Source organism: Actinoplanes solisilvae, from assembly GCF_003999975.1.
GTDB classification, from domain to species: domain Bacteria; phylum Actinomycetota; class Actinomycetes; order Mycobacteriales; family Micromonosporaceae; genus Actinoplanes; species Actinoplanes solisilvae.
Genome location: NZ_RJAC01000016.1, coordinates 201,511 through 217,757, shown reverse-complemented (window position 1 = coordinate 217,757; position 16,247 = coordinate 201,511). Strand labels below are relative to the sequence as shown.

The following is a 16,247-nucleotide window of genomic DNA, read 5'->3' as shown; positions in this document are numbered from 1 at the left end:
CGCCCGCACCCGCGCCCGCACCCGCGCCCGCACCCGCGCCCGCACCCGCGCCCGCACCCGCGCCCGCACCCGCGCCCGCGCCCGCGCCCGCGCCCGCGCCCGCGCCCGCGCCCGCGCCCGCGCCGAAGTCGTAGCGCACCCCGATCGCCGTGATCTTCTCGATCAGATAGCGGTTGACCTCGTCGAAGTCCATCAGCTCGGCCAGCAGCCGGCGCACGGCGAGGGGCCCGGGCTCGGTCGACAGCAGCTCCATCTGGGCGCGGGTGTTGTTCAGGACGTCGTCGGCGACCGGCCGGCGCTCGGCCTCGTACGTGTCGAGCAGACCCTCCGGCGCCCAGCCGTTGATCTCGGCCGCCAGCTTCCAGCCGAGGTTGAACGCGTCCTGCACCCCGAGGTTCAGCCCCTGCCCACCGGTAGGCGGATGGACGTGCGCGGCGTCCCCGGCCAGCAACGCCCGGCCGCTGCGATAGCGCGAGGCCAGCCGGCTGGCGTCCCCGAACCGTGACAGCCAGCGCGGCGAGTGCACCCCGAAATCCGTACCCGCCACCGCCCGCAGCCGCGCCTGGAAGTCCTCGAGCGTCGGCGGCACAGCCCGATCCGGAGCCACCCCCGCCGCCGGCACCAGCACCCGGTAGACGCCGTCCCCCACCGGCCCGAGCCCGAACCGTTTCTCGGTCTGCCGTACGTCAGCCATGATCGCCGTGATCGTCGGCGGCGCGGCGGTCACCTCCATCTCGCCCAGCAACATCTCGACCCGGGCCGGCTCCCCCGGAAAGCCGATCCCGAGCAGCTTGCGCACCGTGCTGCGCCCACCGTCGCACCCCACGAGCCAGGGCGCGCGCAGCCGCGCTCCGTCGGCCAGCGCGACCTCCACCCCGTCGTCGTCCTGGCTGATCCCCGCCAGTTCGCGGCCGCGCCGGATGTCCGCGCCCAGCTCGGCCGCGTGCTCGGTCAGCAGCCGGTCGGTGACGGTCTGCTTGATGCCCAGCACGTAGTGGTGCGCGCTGTCCAGGAGCGGCGCCGGCTTGTCGATCCCCGCGAAGTAGCCCCCGACCGGGTGCCGTGTCCCGTGTTCGAGGAAGCGTTCGAGCAGCCCCCGCTGATCCATGATCTCGATGCTGCGGGCGTGCAACCCCAGAGACCGTACGAAGGGTGGCGGCTCTGGATCTTTCTCGACCACGACGACATCCACGTCGTGCAGCCGCAGCTCGGCCGCCAGCATCATGCCCGTCGGCCCGCCCCCGGCAATGATCACGTCAGTCATCCGATTCCCCCTGGCCGGCGATTCTGCGCCCTGCCCCGGCCCTTGCCGCAAGAGCTCTGTAGAGCTATATGTTGGTAGTGGCAGGGACGACGTTCCCCGCTCTTTCATGCCGGGCGGCCAGACCAAGGCCCGGATACTGAGAACCTATGACTCGCGTTCTGGTAACCGGGATGTCCGGCACGGGGAAGAGCTCGCTGCTGGCTGAGCTGTCGCGCCGGGGCCACCACGTGGTCGACACCGACTACGACGGCTGGACCTGCCCGGACGGCACGTGGGACGAGCCTCGCATGGCCGCCCTGCTGGCCGGGCACTCCGATGTGGTCGTTTCCGGGACGGTCGCGAACCAGGGGCTCTTCTACGACCGGTTCGATCACGTGGTTCTGCTCAGCGCGCCGCTCGACGTCATTCTCCGCCGGGTGCGGGAGCGCGGCGGGAACCCGTACGGGAAATCGCCTCTTGATCAGGCCGAGATCACGCGTTACGTCGTCGAGGTCGAACCGCTCCTGCGCCGGGGCGCCACTGTGGAACTGGACGCACGACTGACTCTCGAAGAACTGGCCGACATCGTCGAGCGACTGGGAACATAGGGTGCCCGCCATCGCCGCGGGAACCTTCCGCCGGACCCCGATCGAGCGCGCCGACCAGCGAGTCTCGTGGGAGCGAAGCGATCAGGCCTTCTTCTCCGCGGGGGCGTGCCACATTCTCGCGTGGGCCTGCCGGGACGCCTATCCGAACAGGTCGATCATCCTGGCGGCGATGGTCAAGCCTGACGAGCAGCACCCCCTTCACGTGTACGCCACGTGGGGCCGATGGGCGTTCGACGCGTCGGGCTGGAACAGCGAGGAGGATCTCCTGGCGGTCAATGCCGAGTTCGAGGGCGGGGCGATCGGGCGGCGCACTGTCACCGTCGGTCTCGAGGAGTTCTGTACGGCGCATATTCATCGTCGGCCGGAACAATTCTGGCGGGATCCGATCCCCCGCGCGCGGGACTACGTACGGCGTTTCGAACCGCCATGGAGCCGTTCTGTGCGCGTTTCGTGAGGATGTTGTGCGGTTGAGTCGTGCGCGCGGGCGTCGGTGGTTCGATGGCGCGCATGTGGAAGTCGTTGAAGGGCGTCGCCTACTCGATCTACGCGCGGCGCCTGGCCGGGCGGCTCGCCGGTAAGAGCCTGCCGCGGCACGTCGCGATCGTCATGGACGGCAACCGGCGCTGGGCCCGGCAGGAGGGCTTCGAGGACACCCGGATCGGTCACCGCTACGGCGCCGAGCATCTCGACGAGGTGCTGCGGTGGTGCGCCGAGATGGACATCCGGCACGTCACCACGTTCGTGGCGTCGGTCGACAACGTACGCAAGCGCGACTCGGTCGAGGTCGGCAACCTGATGCGGATGATCGAGGAGGTCGTCGCCGCGCGGCTGGCCCGCCCGACCAGCATCTGGCAGGTGCACCTCGCGGGACGGCTGGACGTGCTGCCCGACACCACCCGGCACGCGCTGAAACTGGCCGAGGAGGCGACCCGGGGCAACGGCGCCGACTTCCACGTGACCATCGCCATCGGGTACGACGGCCGGGAGGAGATCACCGACGCGATCCGGTCCCTTCTCGAGGCGGGCTCGCGCGCCGGCCACAGCATCGACGACCTCGCCCAGCGGCTGACGCCCGAGCAGATCGCCGCGCACCTCTACACCAGCGGGCAGCCCGACCCCGACCTGGTCATCCGCACGAGCGGCGAGCATCGCATGTCCGGCTTCCTGCTGTGGCAGGCCGCCTACTCCGAGCTGCACTTCTGCGACGTCTACTGGCCGGGCTTCCGCAAGGTCGACTTCCTGCGGGCGCTGCGCTCCTACACGGCCCGCAGCCGGCGGTTCGGCGCCTAATCGGCGGGCCGGATGACCTGGGTGCTCTCGGCGTCCTCGGTGCCGCTGCCGATCACGATGGTGTCGTTCGCACCCGGGTTGATGATCGTGGTGTCGCCGACGGTCTGGCGCGGCGCGCGGATCACCTGGGTCTCGTCGTTCTCGCCGGCCGGGCGCGGGCGGGCGGCGTAGGCGCGGGCGTGCTCGCGGAGGACGGCCGATTCCGCGCCCGCGCGGTCGAGCACGGTTTCCCAGCGCTGCTGCATGGGCCGGATCAGTCCGCCGCCCACACCGACGATCACCACGCCCGCGATCGTGGCCAGCACGGCGATCAGCAGCGGGCGCGTCACCGCGGTGGCCACGCCCACCTGGTCGAAGGCCGCGACGACGCCGACGGCCACGATGACGACCGAGACCGAGCGGGCGAGAATCCGGGCGTACGGGAGTTCGCCGAGCACGTTCACGACGAGGTCGCGTGCCGCCCGGCCGACGGCGGCGGCGACCACGATCAGGACGATCGCCACGAACAGCCGCGGCAACCAGCCGAGCAGGTCGGTGAGCAGGGCGCTGACCGGGTTGGGGCCCCAGAGCCCGAACGCGAGTTGCAGCGCGAGCAGCAGCACGCCGTAGAACGCGAGTTTCCCGGCGAGTCCGCTGGCGGTGCCCCGGCCGAGCATGCGGGCGGCCGCCGTACGGTCGAGGCCAGCCTTGTGCAACCCGCGCGTCACCGCCGTACGCAGAAGCCGCGCGACCAGATAGCCGATCAGCAGAATCGCCACGAAGGCCAGCGCGGTCGGCACGGCCACCAGCACCGATCGCCACATGTCGCTGAGGCCCAGCCCGTCCCCGGTCATCGTGTGCTCCCTGCTCCCGGTCGGCCGGCGCGGATCGCCGGCCTTTTGGTGACCTTAGGACGCAACGACTTAAAACGCCCTTCGGCGGCCAAGAGCAACACTTGTCACACGACGGAACCAACGGGGCAATCAGCTCGGAGCGGCGACGAAGTGCGGACGGGATCGGCGACCGCATCAGCGCCGAGCGGTGGGGCTGGGGCGCACGGGATCGGCCGCTGACGACGGCACACCGGCGGAGCCGACACGAGCCGGCGGCGGCTGCGGTTGATTGGGGGTTACGGCGACGGCGGGACTCGGGCGCACATCGGGCGACGAGAGAGCCGGGCGCGGCGGCGATCGTCGGTCATGACAGCACTCTAAGTAACGACAAAGGGCTAGAAGCACCAACGAGTGCGGCACAGAAACTACTCAGAGTCAGATTGCCGACGTAACGCACGAGTGGGATCAGAGGGTCGTACCGTCAAGAATCGGACGGTTGGCCGGTGCGGCATCGTCCGAACGGCGGAGTCGGGATACTCTTTTTGGCATGGCCGGGACGGGTGGGGTGAGCCCCTCAGTAATGCCCGCCTTGCCTGCGCAGGCCGCGGCCGCCGCGCCGGGCCGCCCGAGCTGCTCCGACCTGGTGCGCGACCGCGATTGGGGCGCCACCGGCCTCGGCCCCCGCAACCAGTGGGACCAGGCCGTCGCCGCGACCGTCGAGCTGGTTCTCTCGGCCCCGATGCCGATGGCCTACGGTCACGGCCCCGCCTTCCTGTTGATCTACAACGAGGCGTACGCCGACCTGCTCGGCGCCCTGCACCCCGCCGCGCTGGGCCGTCCCGCCGCCGAGGTCTTCGGCGATCTGTGGCAGTCGCACGGGCTCGGTGGCGTGGTCGACGAGGTCTTCCGCACCGGCCGGCCCTTCCTCGAGGCCGAGACCCCACTGACCGTCGTACGAGGCCCGAGCGGCCGCCCCGAGCAGGCGTTCTTCACTCGCGGCCACTCCGTGGTGCGTGACGTCGACGGCGCGATCGCCGGCGTGCTGACCATCGCGGCCGAGACGACCCAGGTGACCCGTCGCCTGCAGAGCCTGGGCGAGCTGACCTCGCGGCTGGCCGGCGCGCTCACCGTCGACGACGTGGCCCGGGTCGTGCTGGGCTACGCGATGACCTCGTTCGATGTCGACCACTGCGCGTTCGCGGTCGACGACGGCGGCGCCTACCGCTACGTCCGTCGCATCCGCGGCGAGATGCTCGACGAGGCCGACGAGCGCCTGCCCCCGGTGTGGAAGCGGCTGCCCAACGACCAGCGCTCTCCCCTGGTCGCCGCCGCGCAGACCGGCCGCCCGTCGTTCGTGCCCGACGGCGAGCCTTTGCGGCACGTGGCCTCTGACCGTCATGAGCGCCGCATCCGGGCGCTGGCCGCGCTGCCGCTGCGCACGCCGTCGCTGACCGGCGCGCTCACGATGGGCTACCGCGTTCCGCACACGTGGCTGCCGGCCGAGCGGGCCTTGCTCGACGCGGCCGGCCGGCTGGTCGCGCAGGCGGCCGAGCGGGCCCGCCGGTTCGAGGCCCAGCACGGCACGGCCCAGTTGCTGCAGCGCAGCATGCTGCCCGAGCATCTGCCCGAGCTCGAGACGTTCCGCATCGCCGCCCGCTACGACGTGGGCGTCGACGGCAACGCGGCCGGCGGTGACTTCTACGACGCGTTTCGCCTGCTCGACGGTCGGCTGGCCATGGTGCTGGGCGACGTGGCCGGCCACGACGTACGAGCGGCGGCGGTGATGGGCCAGGTGCGGGCGGCGCTGCGGGCGATGGCGCTGACCGATCCGGCCCCGCCGAGCGTGCTGGCCGGGCTCGACCGGCTGGTCGGGTCGCTGGGCGCCGAGTCGCGCAACGAGGAGATCTTCGTGACCGTCGTCTACGGGGTGCTCGACCCGGCCGACGGGACGATCACGCTGGCCAGCGCCGGGCATCCGCCGCCGGTGCTGCGCCGGGCCGGGCAGGGCGGCGGGCCGCCGACGGCCGAGCTGGTCAAGGTGCCGCCGGGCGCTCCGCTGGGGCTGGGCGGACGCTGGCAGACCGGCCTGGTGCGGCTCGAGCCGGGCGACACGATCCTGATGTTCAGCGACGGTGTCGTCGAGCGCCGGGGCCACGCCCTCACCGAGGGGCTCGACGCGCTGGTGGCCGCGACCGCGTCGGCGACCAGCGGCGATCCACGCAACCTGTGTTCGCTCGCGACCTCCGCGGTCGCGGGCACGACCGACGACGACGTCGCGGTGCTGGCGGTGGAGCGCGCGGTGGCGATGAGCCGTTCCGCGACGATGCTGGTCGCGGCCGAACCGACGGGCCCGAGCCGCGTACGGCAATGGATGTCGGCCCGTCTGCGGGAGTGGTCGGTGCCCGACCCGGTGATCGGCGCGGCCATCCTGTGCACCAGCGAGCTGACCACCAACGCCCTTCTGCACGCGGGCACGCCCGCACAGGTGCACATCGATCTGAACGCCGAGCGGCTGCTGGTCTCGGTGGCCGACACCGGCACCCGCGGCAGTGTGATCAGGGCGCATGCCGACACGATGAGCAGCCGCGGCCGCGGGCTCGGTCTCATCGAGGAGCTGAGCGACTCCTGGGGCACCGATCCGACAGTGCGGGGCACCACCGTCTGGTTCGAAATCCTGATCGCGAACGACCGCAGGGATTGACAGCCATGGCTGGAACCGCTCCCAGCCGAGGGTCGTTAACGCTCGTGTGACAGATGACCTACAGGCAGTTACTTAAGGTAGCGACAAGCCCCTCCAAAGCGGACATTGAACCCCAGGGTAGTGACAGCGCGTATAGATCCTTGTAGAGTCATCGCCATTCGGGGACGTCCACGTTGGAGCGGATTATGCGGATCAGAGGCTTTGCGCCATCGACCCCCTGCTGGGTTGAGCTGACGACTTCCCACCCGGACGACGCGGCGGGTTTCTACGCCGGTCTCTTCGGTTGGCAGGTCGAGGGTGATCGATTCGTGCTCGGCGGCCGAGCGGTGGCCGGCATCCGCCGGGCCCAGCCCGGTGAGAGCCAGGGCTGGCTGACCTACCTGGCCGCGCCCGAACTCGAGGAGACCACCCAGGCGGTCACCCGGGCCTACGGACGGCAGATCACCCGGGTCGAGGAACGACAGGGCGCTCGCACGGCGATCGTGTCCGACTCGTCCGGCGCGGTCTTCGGCCTGTGGCAGGCCGCCGGGTTCGGCGGTGCCCAGTTGCGCGGCGAGCCGGGCACCATGGAGTGGTCCGACCTGCTGACCAGCGACATCTCCGCCGCCACGGCGTTCTACGGCGGTGTCTTCGGCTGGACGCTGACCGACGAGTTCGGCAGCCGCGAGTGGCTCAGCGAGGCGCACGACTCGGTGGCGGGCCTGATCGCCGGGCGTTACGACGTGCGCTGGCAGCCGTCGTTCCAGGTGGCCGAGACGACCGAGACGATCGACCGGTGCGCCGGGCTCGGCGGCCGGGTCGTGGCCGGCCCGGTCGAGATGGGCCTGGGCAGCTACGTCGAGATGGTCGACCCGCAGGGCTCGCCGTTCGCGGTCACCTCCCCGGTGGAGCGCAAGGTCGAGCTGAACGTGGCCTACAACGACATCATCGGCATGGAGTTGACCTACGGCGGGTAAGGGAACAGGCGTTCGAACAACTCTCGCCGGAGGAGTGAGCGATGACCGACCGGACGAACGCCGAGAAGGACCCGTCGGACTGGACGACCGGTGACGAGCCGGCGACCGGAGCCCAGGAGTCCTACCTTCAGACCCTGGCTACCGAGGCGCACGAGGACGTGCCGGACGACCTGACCAAGGCCGACGCGTCCCGCAAGATCGACGAATTGCAGGAAAAGACCGGCCGCGGCCGGTGACGAGAGGGCCGGCCTTCGGGTCGGTCTTCTTTTTTTGCCGTCACTGTCAACTCGGGTTGACGATTCCCGTAGCGTCAACGTAAGTTGACAGCATGACCGAAGCAACCGATCTCGCCGCGGCGGCCGGCAGCGCTGATCCGCGGGTCGGCCTGCGCGCCGTCGTGGCCCTGCGCCGCCTGCTCGAGGGCCTGGAACACCTGCAGGTGGCCAACGCGCGCCGCAAGGGCTGGTCCTGGCAAGAGATCGCCGACGCGCTCGAGGTGACTCGCCAGGGCGTACACAAGAAGCATGCGCGCCTCATGCCCGCGCAGGACCCACGGGAGGACTGAGATGTTCGAGCGATTCACGGCCGACGCGCGCACCGTCGTCACCACGGCCCAGGCCGAGGCCAGGGACCTGCACCACAACCACATCGGCACCGAGCACATCCTGCTCGCCCTGCTGGCCGACCCCGAGGGCCCGGTCGCCCGCTCGCTGCGGGCCTACGACGTCGACCACGACATCGTGCGCGACGACGTCCTGCGGCGCATCGGCGGCCGCACCGACGACGGCCCCGTCCTCAGCGACGCCGACGCCGAGGACGCGGCAGCCCTCAAAGCGATCGGCATCGACCTGGCCGCGGTGCGCGAAGCGATCGAGGCGAACTTCGGGGCCGGGGCGCTGCGCCTGCCGCGGCCGCCGCAGAAGAAGCGCGGGCTCTTCGGCAAGCTCGTCGCCGGCAGCGGGCACATTCCGTTCACCAACCGCAACAAGAAGGTGCTCGAGCTGTCGCTGCGCGAGGCGATCCGGCTCAAGCAGAAGTTCATCGCGCCCGAACACATCATGCTGGGCCTGGTGCGCGAGGGGCAGGGGCTGGCCGCGCTGATCCTCACCGACCGCGGCGTCGACCTGAACCGGGTGCGCGACGACATGGAGGAGTCGGTGACCCGTACGGCAGCCTAGAACTGGCCCCGGAAATAGACCCTGAGCTGGTGGCCGTCGGCGGTGCGATGCCAGCCGACGTCCCCCAGCGCGGTGATGTCGGGCCGGCGGCGCAGCCACTCGGCGGCCATCGCGAAGGCCTCGGCCGGGGTGTCGCCGAGGAAGACGACCCGGCGTTCCCACTCCTCGACGACACCGGGCCGCGGACCCGAGACGACCGCGGTCGCGCCGATTCTCCGTCCATTGCGGACACCCTGCACGAACCAGTCGTTGACGGATTCGTCGTGCTCGACCGCCCAGCCGTCCAGGCTGCCGATGTCGCCCAGTATCGCGTTGCGGGCGCGGTCGAGCGCCATGTCGAGGGTGGCGACGCCGAAGTCCTCACCCCTGTACTCCACCCGGTACGCCATGCGCTGCTCCCACCGGCCCGGCCGAGACCCAGGGGGCCGATGATAAGCGAACTTGCGAGTAAGTTCCGGCTCATGCCTGCTCACGTCCTCGTCACCGGGGCCGCCGGCCTGATCGGCTCAGCCGTCCTCGACCTCCTCGCCGCCACCGGCATCACCACGACCGCCCTCATCCTCGAACCCGCCGACGTGCGAGCCGACCGCACCCTGATCGGCGACGCCGGCGACCCGCGCCTCGTCGCGGACGCCGTGGACGGCACCGACGCGGTCATTCACCTGGCCGCGATCCCCCGCCCCGGCCTCGATCCGGACGAGGAGATCTTCGCCCGCAACACCCGGGCCACCTTCGTCGTCCTCGACCAGGCCGGCCGGCGCGGCATCCACAATGTCGCGATCGCCAGCAGCTACGCGATCGGTGGCCTGCCGTTCGCCCGCGTCCCGCTGCGCCTGCCCTACCTGCCGATCGACGCGGCGCTGCCGTTGCAGATCACCGACCCGTACGCTCTCTCGAAGCGCGCCGACGAGGCCACGGCCGACATGGTCAACCGCCGGTACGGTACGACCGTGGTCGCGCTGCGCCTGCCCTTCGTGGGCGCGCCCGGCGACCGGCTGGGCCCGATCGCCGAGCTGTGGGCCGCCGAACCCGGCCGAGGCGCCGCCGACGTCTGGAGCTACCTGGACGTCCGCGACGCGGCCCGGGCCCTGGTCGCGGCACTGCGACCCGCCGCGCCGGGCAGCCACGTGCTCTACGTCGCCGCCCCCGAGACGCTGTCGCCGCGGCCCACCGAGTGGCTCCTCGACAGGTTCCATCCCGGCGTGCCCCGTCCCGCGTTCCCCGGCCGTACCGTGCCGATCGATCTTGGACCCGCCCGCGACCTGCTGGGCTTCACCGCCGAACACATCTTCCCGATCGCCTCTCGCGCGGCTCCGTGATTCCGCCGCGATCAGGGCGGCGAGCAGCACCGAGGCACCGAGGCACCGAGGCACCGAGGCACCGAGGCACCGAGGCACCGAGGCACCGAGGCACCGAGGCACCGAGGCACCGAGGACGGTCGTCGTCGCCGGCCGGCACCGTCGTACTGACAACCGGCTCCTGACCGTCGATCGTGAGCGATAACACTTGTTATTTCAAATCTGAAGGAGTTAAGTTTCCTCCATGGCCGATCCGCTGAGCGAGCGCGAACAGAGCGCCTGGCGCACCTTCATCGAGAGCTCCTGGGCCTTGCACACCCATCTTGAGGACGAGCTTCGCGCGCAGACCGGCCTCAGCATGAATGATTACCACGTCATGGTGGTGTTGTCCGAGGCTCCGGAGCATCGGCTGCGCATGGGTGAATTGGCAAATCGGCTGGTGTTCTCGCCCAGCCGCATCACCTACCAGATCAGCTCGATGGTCAAGCGCGGCCTGGTGCGCAAGCAGCCCTGTCCGGAAGACGGCCGCGGCCAGGAGGCCGTGCTGACCGACGAGGGGCTGGCCGCGCTCGAATCCGCCGCCCCGCTGCACCTCATCACCGTCCGCGACAGCTTCATCGACCGCCTCGACCCCGACGAGCTGGCCACGATCGGCCGCGTGTTCGGCAAGGTCCGCAAGTCCTGACCCGCAAGCCCGCGTCTCAAGACGCCGATATGCGCCGATCCCCGCTATCCGAACGACGGCGCCCCCGACGTGGGAGGCGTCACCCTATTATTTAAGATTTGAAAGAGTTAGCATTTCCGTACCGTTGAAGCTGTTCGCGCAGAAGAAGGAAGGCATGACATGCCCGCCATTACCGTGGACGACGTCCTGGTCCTGCCCCGGCTTCCCCGGCTCGACCCCGGCACCACCAGCTACCGCCCGGTCCGCCGCCTGACGACCGCGCCGAGCGGCTACGAGGGCGAGGGCTTCCCGGTCCGCCGCGCGTTCGCCGGTGTGCCGATGAACGAGCTCGACCCGTTCATCCACCTCGACCAGATGGGCGAGGTCGACTACGCCCCAGGCGAACCGAAGGGGACCCCATGGCACCCCCACCGCGGCTTCGAGACGGTGACCTACATGATCGACGGGATCATGGACCACCAGGACTCGCTGGGCAGCGGCGGCTCGATCGCGAACGGTGACACCCAGTGGATGACGGCCGGCCAGGGCATCCTGCACATCGAGGCCCCGCCCGAGCACCTGGTGACCAGCGGCGGCCTCTTCCACGGCCTGCAGCTCTGGGTCAACCTGCCCCGCGTGGCCAAGATGATCACCCCGAAGTACCAGGACATCCGCGGCCGTGAGGCGGCCCTGCTGACCACCCCCGACGGCGGCAGCCTGATCCGGGTCATCGCGGGCGAGATCGCGGGTCATGCCGGTCCCGGCTCGACGCACACCCCGATCAACCTGGCCCACGTCACTCTGCAGCCCGGCGCCCGGCTCGACCTGCCCTGGCAGGCCGACTACAACGCTCTGGTCTACGTGCTGGCCGGCCGCGGCACGGTCGGCGCCGAGCAGCGCCCGATCCAGATCGGCCAGCTCGCCGCCCACGGCAAGGGTGACGCCCTGCAGGTCACCGCGAACGAGTCGCAGGACTCGAACATCGCGGCGATGGAGTTGTTCATCATGGGTGGCCGCCCGATCCGCGAGCCGGTCGCCCACTACGGCCCGTTCGTCATGAACACTCAGGCCGAGCTGAAGCAGGCCTTCGAGGACTACCAGAAGGGCCGCTTGGGCGTCATCCCGGCTGAGCGCCTGCCGCACACCGACTGATTCCGTACGCCCTGATGCCCGTCCCGGTTCTCCGGGGCGGGCATTTTTGGGTTACGCTTCGTTTCCAGATACAGAGCGTTTCTGAAGGGACGGGCGTGGAGCGGCTGACTCGGGTGCAGGCTCAGGAGCTGACGCATGAGCGGCTGCTCGCGGCGGGCCGTGTCGTGTTCCTGCGGCGGGGGTTTCTCGCGGCGACCCTCGAAGAGGTGGCGGCCGAGGCGGGCTACACGCGCGGCGCGGTCTACAAGCACTTCGGCGGCAAGGACGGGCTGTGGGACGCGCTGGTGCGCACACAGATCGAGGCCGTGCTCGGCGCGCTGCGCCACGCTCTCGGCGAGGCCACCAGCCGGGACGACGTACTCGCGGTGCTCAACCCGAGCGTGGCGATCAGCGACCCGGACGTGACCAGGTGGGCTGTCGTGTCCGCCGAGGCGCTGGCGGCCGGGGCGGGAAAGAACGAGCAGGCCCGGTTCGACGGCGAGCTCACGGCGGCGCTCGCCGAGTGTTGTGAGCGGCTCGGGCTGCGGCCGGCGATGCCCGTGCCCCACCTGGTCGCGGCCTGGGGCGCCCTCGGTGGCGGGCTGATGCTGCGGCACGCCCGGGACGACAGCGAAGACGTGGCGACGATCGCGGCCGGGGCGCTGGCCGCGCTGATGAGGGAGGCTTGATGCGCACCGAGGCCGACGACGAATGGCTGTCCGGTCACCAGTCCGGGTTCATCCAGTGGCTGCGACGGCGTTTCAAGCGGCTGGGCGGCGTCGCCGGGGCGGTGTCGTACGCCGACACGGGCCCCTACGCCGGGGCACCGCGCAATCCCGAACTGCGTGTCGGCGACGAGAAGACGTACTCGACCGTGATCCACGTGGTGACGCGGGACGCGTGGCTGCCGCCGTCGACCGTGCCGGTGCGCCAGAAGCGAGGCAACGAGGTCTGAACAACGGTCCTAAGGTGGGGGGATGCGGGCGGGCTTCGTCGAGCGGATCCGGCACGGGGGCGTCGCCCTCTCGCCGGGGCTGGCCGCCGCGTTCGCCTCGGTGCCGCGCGAGCTCTTCGTGCCCGACGGGTTCCAGCGGCGCGACGGCACGTGGGCCGAGCCCGCCGACCCCGACTTCCTCGAACTCGTCTATCAGGACGACGTGCTGGTCACCAAGTTGGACGGGCGGGTGCCGATCAGTTCGTCGAGCCAGCCGTCGCTGATGGCTCTCATGATCGGGGCGCTCGACGTGCGCCCGGGCCAGCGGATTCTCGAGATCGGCGCGGGCACCGGCTACAACGCCGCCCTTCTCGCGTCGCTCGGCGCGTCGGTCATCAGCATCGACGTGCAGAAGGACGTGGCCGACCGGGCTCGTTCCGCGCTCGCCCGAGCAGAGATCGAGGGCGTACGGGTCGAGGTCGGCGACGGTTACGAGGGGTTTCCGGGCGTACGCGTCGATCGTGTCATCGTCACCGTCGGCGTGGCCGGCATCTCGCCGCGCTGGCTCGACCAGTTGACGCACGGCGGCGTGATCGTGGCACCCGTCGAGCACGCCGGCACCCATCCCGTCCTGAGGGTCACGAAAGATCTGGACGCGCGCGTGGTCAGCCCGTCCGGTTTCATGACTGCGGCCGGACCGCTGACCGCCGCCCGACCGTTCCCGCCGCCGGTCGCGCCCAAGGCGTTGCGCGCGCTGAACCCGTACAGGGAAAGCCGTTTTGATCCGCCGCTCGCGCCGCTCATCTATCGCGATCTCTGGTACGCGGCCGGGGTGTGGCATCGGCGGGCGACGCATGCCGCCGTGCCGCGCCGCGAGCAGAGCTGCCTGATGCTGCTCGACGACGACGGCACCGGGGGCGCGATCATCCTGTCCGACGGCTCGGTGCTGGCCGGGGGTGCGGAAGCCGAGGCCTACGCCGCCGACGCTGACGCGATCATCGACCGATGGCTCGACGCGGGTCGGCCGCCGATGCAGGCCTGGCGGGTCGGGCTGGGCGAGGGCGGGGACCCGTACGCGCCGATTCTGTTGCCACGGGTCTGGGAGCTCGGATGATTGACGAGGTCAGCGCCTGGTTGCGGGCGCGGGGCGCGGAGTCGGTTCCGCACGCGGGCGGGTCGCTGTACGAGCATCTGGGCCGGGTTCGCGAGCGGCTGGCCGGTCACGGGCTCGGTGAGGACGAGCAGTTGGCCGGGCTCACGCACGCGGCGTACGGGACCGACGGTTTTCACGTGGTGCTGCTCGACGTGACCGATCGGGCCGAGTTGCGGGCGTTGATCGGGGTGAAGGCCGAGGCGATGGTCTATCGGTACGGCGGGTGCGACCGTGACCGTACGTGGCGGGCGTTGCCGAGCACGCAGACGATCCGGTGCCGCTTCACCGGCAACGCGGAGTCACCGACACCGGCCGAGCTGCGCGCCTTCGCCGACCTGAGCATCGTCAACGAGCTGGACGTGTTCGAGCGGTCGGCCGAGATCGCAGCGAAGGCGGGCGACTACTTCCGGTCGGTCTTCCCGACGTGGGAGCCGCTCGCCTCACCGTCGGTCATGGCCGACTGCCGCCGAACCCTCGGTCTTTGATCACCAGCGGTTGTGCCAGCGGTCGCGCCATGAACGACCGTCGGGGTCGTAGGCGAGCCGGTAGGCCGGGATCGCCCACAAGCGCTGGTACCAGGGCAGCTTCTCCGGCGAGTGCTTCCTCAACCGGCCCGGCGGGCGCGGGCCGACCTTGCCGTATTCGTGCCATTCGGCGAGGCGGTCGGCGGCGTCGTTCATCTCGCCGACGACGTCGGCCGGGTCGATGAGGTCCTTGTCGTCGTCGCGGCAGAGGTGCTCCCGGATCAGCGAGAGCCGCAGTTCCCGTGGGAAGCGGCGGGCGCCGTCGCCCAGCCCGGCCGGGTCGCGGGGCGCGCGCTCGTCGGGCGTGTCGTCGAGGATCGCGCTGGAGAGCTCGCTGTCGTGCGTCCACGATCGACGGTTGAAGTTGTCGCTGCCCACGCTGCACCAGACGTCGTCGATCACGCAGATCTTGGCGTGCACGTAGATCGGGGTGCCTGCCTCGTTCTCCAGGTCGTATATGTGCACGCGGTCGGGCGCGGCCTTCGTGCAGATCGAGATGGCCAGTTCGCGGCCGATCTGGTTCGGGGGCAGGGCGAGCGCGCCGTCGACGTCGGGGTGACGCGGGATCACCGCGATCAGGTGCAGGTCGGGGTTGGCCCGCAGCGCGTCGGCGAACAGGCGGGCCACCTCGGCCGACCACAGGTACTGGTCCTCGATGTAGATGAGGCGCCGCGCCCGTTTGATGGCTTTCGTGTAGCCGCGAGCGATGCTCTGCTCGCCGTTGCGCGCGAAGTCATATTTCGGGCGCATCGATGCGTACGTCCGCAGCACCTGGACGGCGAGCGGACCGCACTCCGGGGGGTCGGGCGGCTGCGGCGGCAGCTTGTCGGCGCTCATGTCGGCGTGCTGGAGCTTGTCGGTCAGCGTCGAGATCGGGCCGTGCTGATCGAGGTCGTCCGGCTCGTTCCACCGTTCGCGGAAGGTCAGGTCGAGAGCGCCCACGACCGGGCCCTTCAACGCGAGCTGAACGTCGTGCCAGGGCGGATGATCCCCGTACGCCTTGGCCATCGCGACCGCCTGCCGATCACCGAGGTGCTTCTCGTCGTCCCGGCGGCTGTGACACAGGTCGATGCCGCCCGCGAACGCGACGTCGAGCTCGGGGCGGCCCGGATGACGCAGGACGACGAGCTTCTGGTGGTGCGAACCACCACGGCGTACGCGTTGATCGAGAAGGACCTCGCCACCGGCCGCGCGGATGTCCTCGCTGAGGTTGCGGTTCTCCTCCTCGCTGTAGGCGAGCTTGTCGAGATGCGAGCGCCAGAGCAGGCCCTTGACGAGCACCCCGCGCTTGGCCGCGGCCGAGAACAGCTCGGCGATCGTCGGGCCGCCGTCGCGCATCAGCTCGTCGGGATCGCCGCGCCAGTCGGTGAAGAACAGGTGGTCACCCTCGCGGAGACTTTCCACCTCGGTCACCAACCGGTCAAAATATGTTTTGCCGTGAATAAGCGGTTCGGCCGCGTTTCCGGTGCTCCATGCGGGTATGGAGGAGTCGGGGTTGCCACGCTCCTGCGTACTGAGGAACCAGTCCGGCATCGGCACTCCCTTCAAGAGCGTTTCGGAGGAGTCAGACCGTGAGCACTGAACCGATACCCACCACGCCCGAGATCGACACCGCTACCGACCGTGGCCTGCTCATCGCCATGCTGTTGCTCGTCCTGCTGGGCGCCGGAGCGATGCTCTTCATGGTTTGATCGCTCGCAGGGCCAGTGTTGTCGGTACGGGGCGGCCACCCTCGGTGAAGCCGTTCAACGTCAG

The 16,247-nt window shown here is 70.4% G+C and carries 18 protein-coding genes and 2 pseudogenes; 16 read left to right on the top strand and 4 right to left on the bottom strand.

What is annotated here, in order from left to right:
* Nucleotides 1-1,264 (bottom strand): FAD-dependent monooxygenase (locus EER30_RS32155; RefSeq protein WP_127504408.1); only part of this gene is annotated, 1,264 nt, incomplete at its 3' end.
* Between the two features lie 146 nt (nucleotides 1,265-1,410).
* Here EER30_RS32155 and EER30_RS32150 point away from each other — a divergent pair.
* From EER30_RS32150 to uppS, 3 genes are read left to right on the top strand one after another with little or no spacing between them, the layout of a single operon-like run.
* The gene (locus EER30_RS32150; protein WP_127504407.1) at nucleotides 1,411-1,851 is read left to right on the top strand and encodes an AAA family ATPase; all 441 of its coding nucleotides are present in this window, start codon (nucleotides 1,411-1,413) and stop codon (nucleotides 1,849-1,851) included.
* 1 nt (nucleotide 1,852) lies between these two features.
* Complete coding sequence (locus EER30_RS32145) at nucleotides 1,853-2,305, top strand: hypothetical protein (RefSeq protein WP_127504406.1); 453 nt, start codon at nucleotides 1,853-1,855, stop codon at nucleotides 2,303-2,305.
* Between the two features lie 53 nt (nucleotides 2,306-2,358).
* The gene (gene uppS / locus EER30_RS32140) at nucleotides 2,359-3,141 is read left to right on the top strand and encodes a polyprenyl diphosphate synthase (RefSeq protein WP_127504405.1); all 783 of its coding nucleotides are present in this window, start codon (nucleotides 2,359-2,361) and stop codon (nucleotides 3,139-3,141) included.
* Here uppS and EER30_RS32135 read toward each other — a convergent pair.
* Nucleotides 3,138-3,974, bottom strand: a complete 837-nt coding sequence (locus tag EER30_RS32135) for a mechanosensitive ion channel family protein (protein ID WP_127504404.1) — start codon at nucleotides 3,972-3,974, stop codon at nucleotides 3,138-3,140. The genes uppS and EER30_RS32135 overlap by 4 nt on opposite strands.
* Nucleotides 3,975-4,500: 526 nt before the next feature.
* Between EER30_RS32135 and EER30_RS32130 the strand changes: the two genes are divergently transcribed.
* The 6 genes and pseudogenes from EER30_RS32130 to EER30_RS50050 form a co-directional block, all read left to right on the top strand.
* Complete coding sequence (locus tag EER30_RS32130) at nucleotides 4,501-6,654, top strand: ATP-binding SpoIIE family protein phosphatase (protein WP_127504403.1); 2,154 nt, start codon at nucleotides 4,501-4,503, stop codon at nucleotides 6,652-6,654.
* 185 nt (nucleotides 6,655-6,839) lie between these two features.
* Nucleotides 6,840-7,610: a VOC family protein gene (locus EER30_RS32125; protein WP_127504402.1), complete on the top strand. Its 771-nt coding sequence runs from the start codon at nucleotides 6,840-6,842 to the stop codon at nucleotides 7,608-7,610.
* A gap of 41 nt (nucleotides 7,611-7,651) precedes the next feature.
* Entirely contained in the window at nucleotides 7,652-7,846 is a 195-nt protein-coding gene (locus EER30_RS32120) for a DUF3072 domain-containing protein (protein WP_127504401.1), read from the top strand.
* A gap of 92 nt (nucleotides 7,847-7,938) precedes the next feature.
* The gene (locus EER30_RS32115) at nucleotides 7,939-8,175 is read left to right on the top strand and encodes a helix-turn-helix domain-containing protein (protein ID WP_127504400.1); all 237 of its coding nucleotides are present in this window, start codon (nucleotides 7,939-7,941) and stop codon (nucleotides 8,173-8,175) included.
* Nucleotide 8,176: 1 nt separating this feature from the next.
* A pseudogene (locus EER30_RS48960) lies at nucleotides 8,177-8,362 on the top strand (Clp protease N-terminal domain-containing protein); the annotation flags it as partial.
* 198 nt (nucleotides 8,363-8,560) lie between these two features.
* Nucleotides 8,561-8,788, top strand: a pseudogene (locus EER30_RS50050) (Clp protease N-terminal domain-containing protein); the annotation flags it as partial.
* On the opposite strand, the gene EER30_RS32105 reads toward EER30_RS50050, so the two are convergent.
* The gene (locus EER30_RS32105; RefSeq protein ID WP_127504398.1) at nucleotides 8,785-9,177 is read right to left on the bottom strand and encodes a hypothetical protein; all 393 of its coding nucleotides are present in this window, start codon (nucleotides 9,175-9,177) and stop codon (nucleotides 8,785-8,787) included. The pseudogene EER30_RS50050 and the gene EER30_RS32105 sit on opposite strands and share 4 nt — an antisense overlap.
* 72 nt (nucleotides 9,178-9,249) lie before the next feature.
* Here EER30_RS32105 and EER30_RS32100 point away from each other — a divergent pair, with 72 nt between their 5' ends.
* The 7 genes from EER30_RS32100 (at nucleotide 9,250) to EER30_RS32070 (ending at nucleotide 14,453) form a co-directional block, all read left to right on the top strand.
* On the top strand, nucleotides 9,250-10,107 hold the full coding sequence (locus EER30_RS32100; protein ID WP_127504397.1) for an NAD-dependent epimerase/dehydratase family protein: 858 nt from the start codon (nucleotides 9,250-9,252) through the stop codon (nucleotides 10,105-10,107).
* A gap of 223 nt (nucleotides 10,108-10,330) precedes the next feature.
* Nucleotides 10,331-10,771: a MarR family winged helix-turn-helix transcriptional regulator gene (locus EER30_RS32095; RefSeq protein WP_127504396.1), complete on the top strand. Its 441-nt coding sequence runs from the start codon at nucleotides 10,331-10,333 to the stop codon at nucleotides 10,769-10,771.
* Between the two features lie 159 nt (nucleotides 10,772-10,930).
* The gene (locus EER30_RS32090) at nucleotides 10,931-11,902 is read left to right on the top strand and encodes a pirin family protein (RefSeq protein ID WP_127504395.1); all 972 of its coding nucleotides are present in this window, start codon (nucleotides 10,931-10,933) and stop codon (nucleotides 11,900-11,902) included.
* Nucleotides 11,903-11,997: 95 nt separating this feature from the next.
* Complete coding sequence (locus EER30_RS32085) at nucleotides 11,998-12,570, top strand: TetR/AcrR family transcriptional regulator (protein WP_127504394.1); 573 nt, start codon at nucleotides 11,998-12,000, stop codon at nucleotides 12,568-12,570.
* Entirely contained in the window at nucleotides 12,570-12,836 is a 267-nt protein-coding gene (locus tag EER30_RS32080) for a hypothetical protein (RefSeq protein WP_127504393.1), read from the top strand. The genes EER30_RS32085 and EER30_RS32080 overlap by 1 nt, the downstream gene beginning before the upstream one ends.
* Nucleotides 12,837-12,858: 22 nt before the next feature.
* Nucleotides 12,859-13,929, top strand: a complete 1,071-nt coding sequence (locus tag EER30_RS32075) for a protein-L-isoaspartate O-methyltransferase family protein (RefSeq protein WP_127504392.1) — start codon at nucleotides 12,859-12,861, stop codon at nucleotides 13,927-13,929.
* Nucleotides 13,926-14,453: a DUF6817 domain-containing protein gene (locus EER30_RS32070; protein ID WP_127504391.1), complete on the top strand. Its 528-nt coding sequence runs from the start codon at nucleotides 13,926-13,928 to the stop codon at nucleotides 14,451-14,453. The genes EER30_RS32075 and EER30_RS32070 overlap by 4 nt, the downstream gene beginning before the upstream one ends.
* Here EER30_RS32070 and EER30_RS32065 read toward each other — a convergent pair whose 3' ends face one another.
* Nucleotides 14,454-16,031, bottom strand: a complete 1,578-nt coding sequence (locus EER30_RS32065; RefSeq protein WP_164842546.1) for a phospholipase D family protein — start codon at nucleotides 16,029-16,031, stop codon at nucleotides 14,454-14,456. It abuts the gene before it with no gap.
* Nucleotides 16,032-16,247: the final 216 nt, after the last annotated feature.

What these genes read in the sequence shown, in the direction of transcription:
- EER30_RS32120 (WP_127504401.1), top strand. Translation starts at nt 7,652, where the DNA reads ATGACCGACCGGACGAACGCCGAGAAGGACCCGTCGGACTGGACGACC.
- EER30_RS32125 (WP_127504402.1), top strand. Translation starts at nt 6,840, where the DNA reads ATGCGGATCAGAGGCTTTGCGCCATCGACCCCCTGCTGGGTTGAGCTG.
- uppS (WP_127504405.1), top strand. Translation starts at nt 2,359, where the DNA reads ATGTGGAAGTCGTTGAAGGGCGTCGCCTACTCGATCTACGCGCGGCGC.
- EER30_RS32080 (WP_127504393.1), top strand. Translation starts at nt 12,570, where the DNA reads ATGCGCACCGAGGCCGACGACGAATGGCTGTCCGGTCACCAGTCCGGG.
- EER30_RS32105 (WP_127504398.1), bottom strand. Translation starts at nt 9,177, where the DNA reads ATGGCGTACCGGGTGGAGTACAGGGGTGAGGACTTCGGCGTCGCCACC.
- EER30_RS32095 (WP_127504396.1), top strand. Translation starts at nt 10,331, where the DNA reads ATGGCCGATCCGCTGAGCGAGCGCGAACAGAGCGCCTGGCGCACCTTC.
- EER30_RS32130 (WP_127504403.1), top strand. Translation starts at nt 4,501, where the DNA reads ATGGCCGGGACGGGTGGGGTGAGCCCCTCAGTAATGCCCGCCTTGCCT.
- EER30_RS32150 (WP_127504407.1), top strand. Translation starts at nt 1,411, where the DNA reads ATGACTCGCGTTCTGGTAACCGGGATGTCCGGCACGGGGAAGAGCTCG.
- EER30_RS32075 (WP_127504392.1), top strand. Translation starts at nt 12,859, where the DNA reads ATGCGGGCGGGCTTCGTCGAGCGGATCCGGCACGGGGGCGTCGCCCTC.
- EER30_RS32115 (WP_127504400.1), top strand. Translation starts at nt 7,939, where the DNA reads ATGACCGAAGCAACCGATCTCGCCGCGGCGGCCGGCAGCGCTGATCCG.
- EER30_RS32070 (WP_127504391.1), top strand. Translation starts at nt 13,926, where the DNA reads ATGATTGACGAGGTCAGCGCCTGGTTGCGGGCGCGGGGCGCGGAGTCG.
- EER30_RS32100 (WP_127504397.1), top strand. Translation starts at nt 9,250, where the DNA reads ATGCCTGCTCACGTCCTCGTCACCGGGGCCGCCGGCCTGATCGGCTCA.
- EER30_RS32135 (WP_127504404.1), bottom strand. Translation starts at nt 3,974, where the DNA reads ATGACCGGGGACGGGCTGGGCCTCAGCGACATGTGGCGATCGGTGCTG.
- EER30_RS32090 (WP_127504395.1), top strand. Translation starts at nt 10,931, where the DNA reads ATGCCCGCCATTACCGTGGACGACGTCCTGGTCCTGCCCCGGCTTCCC.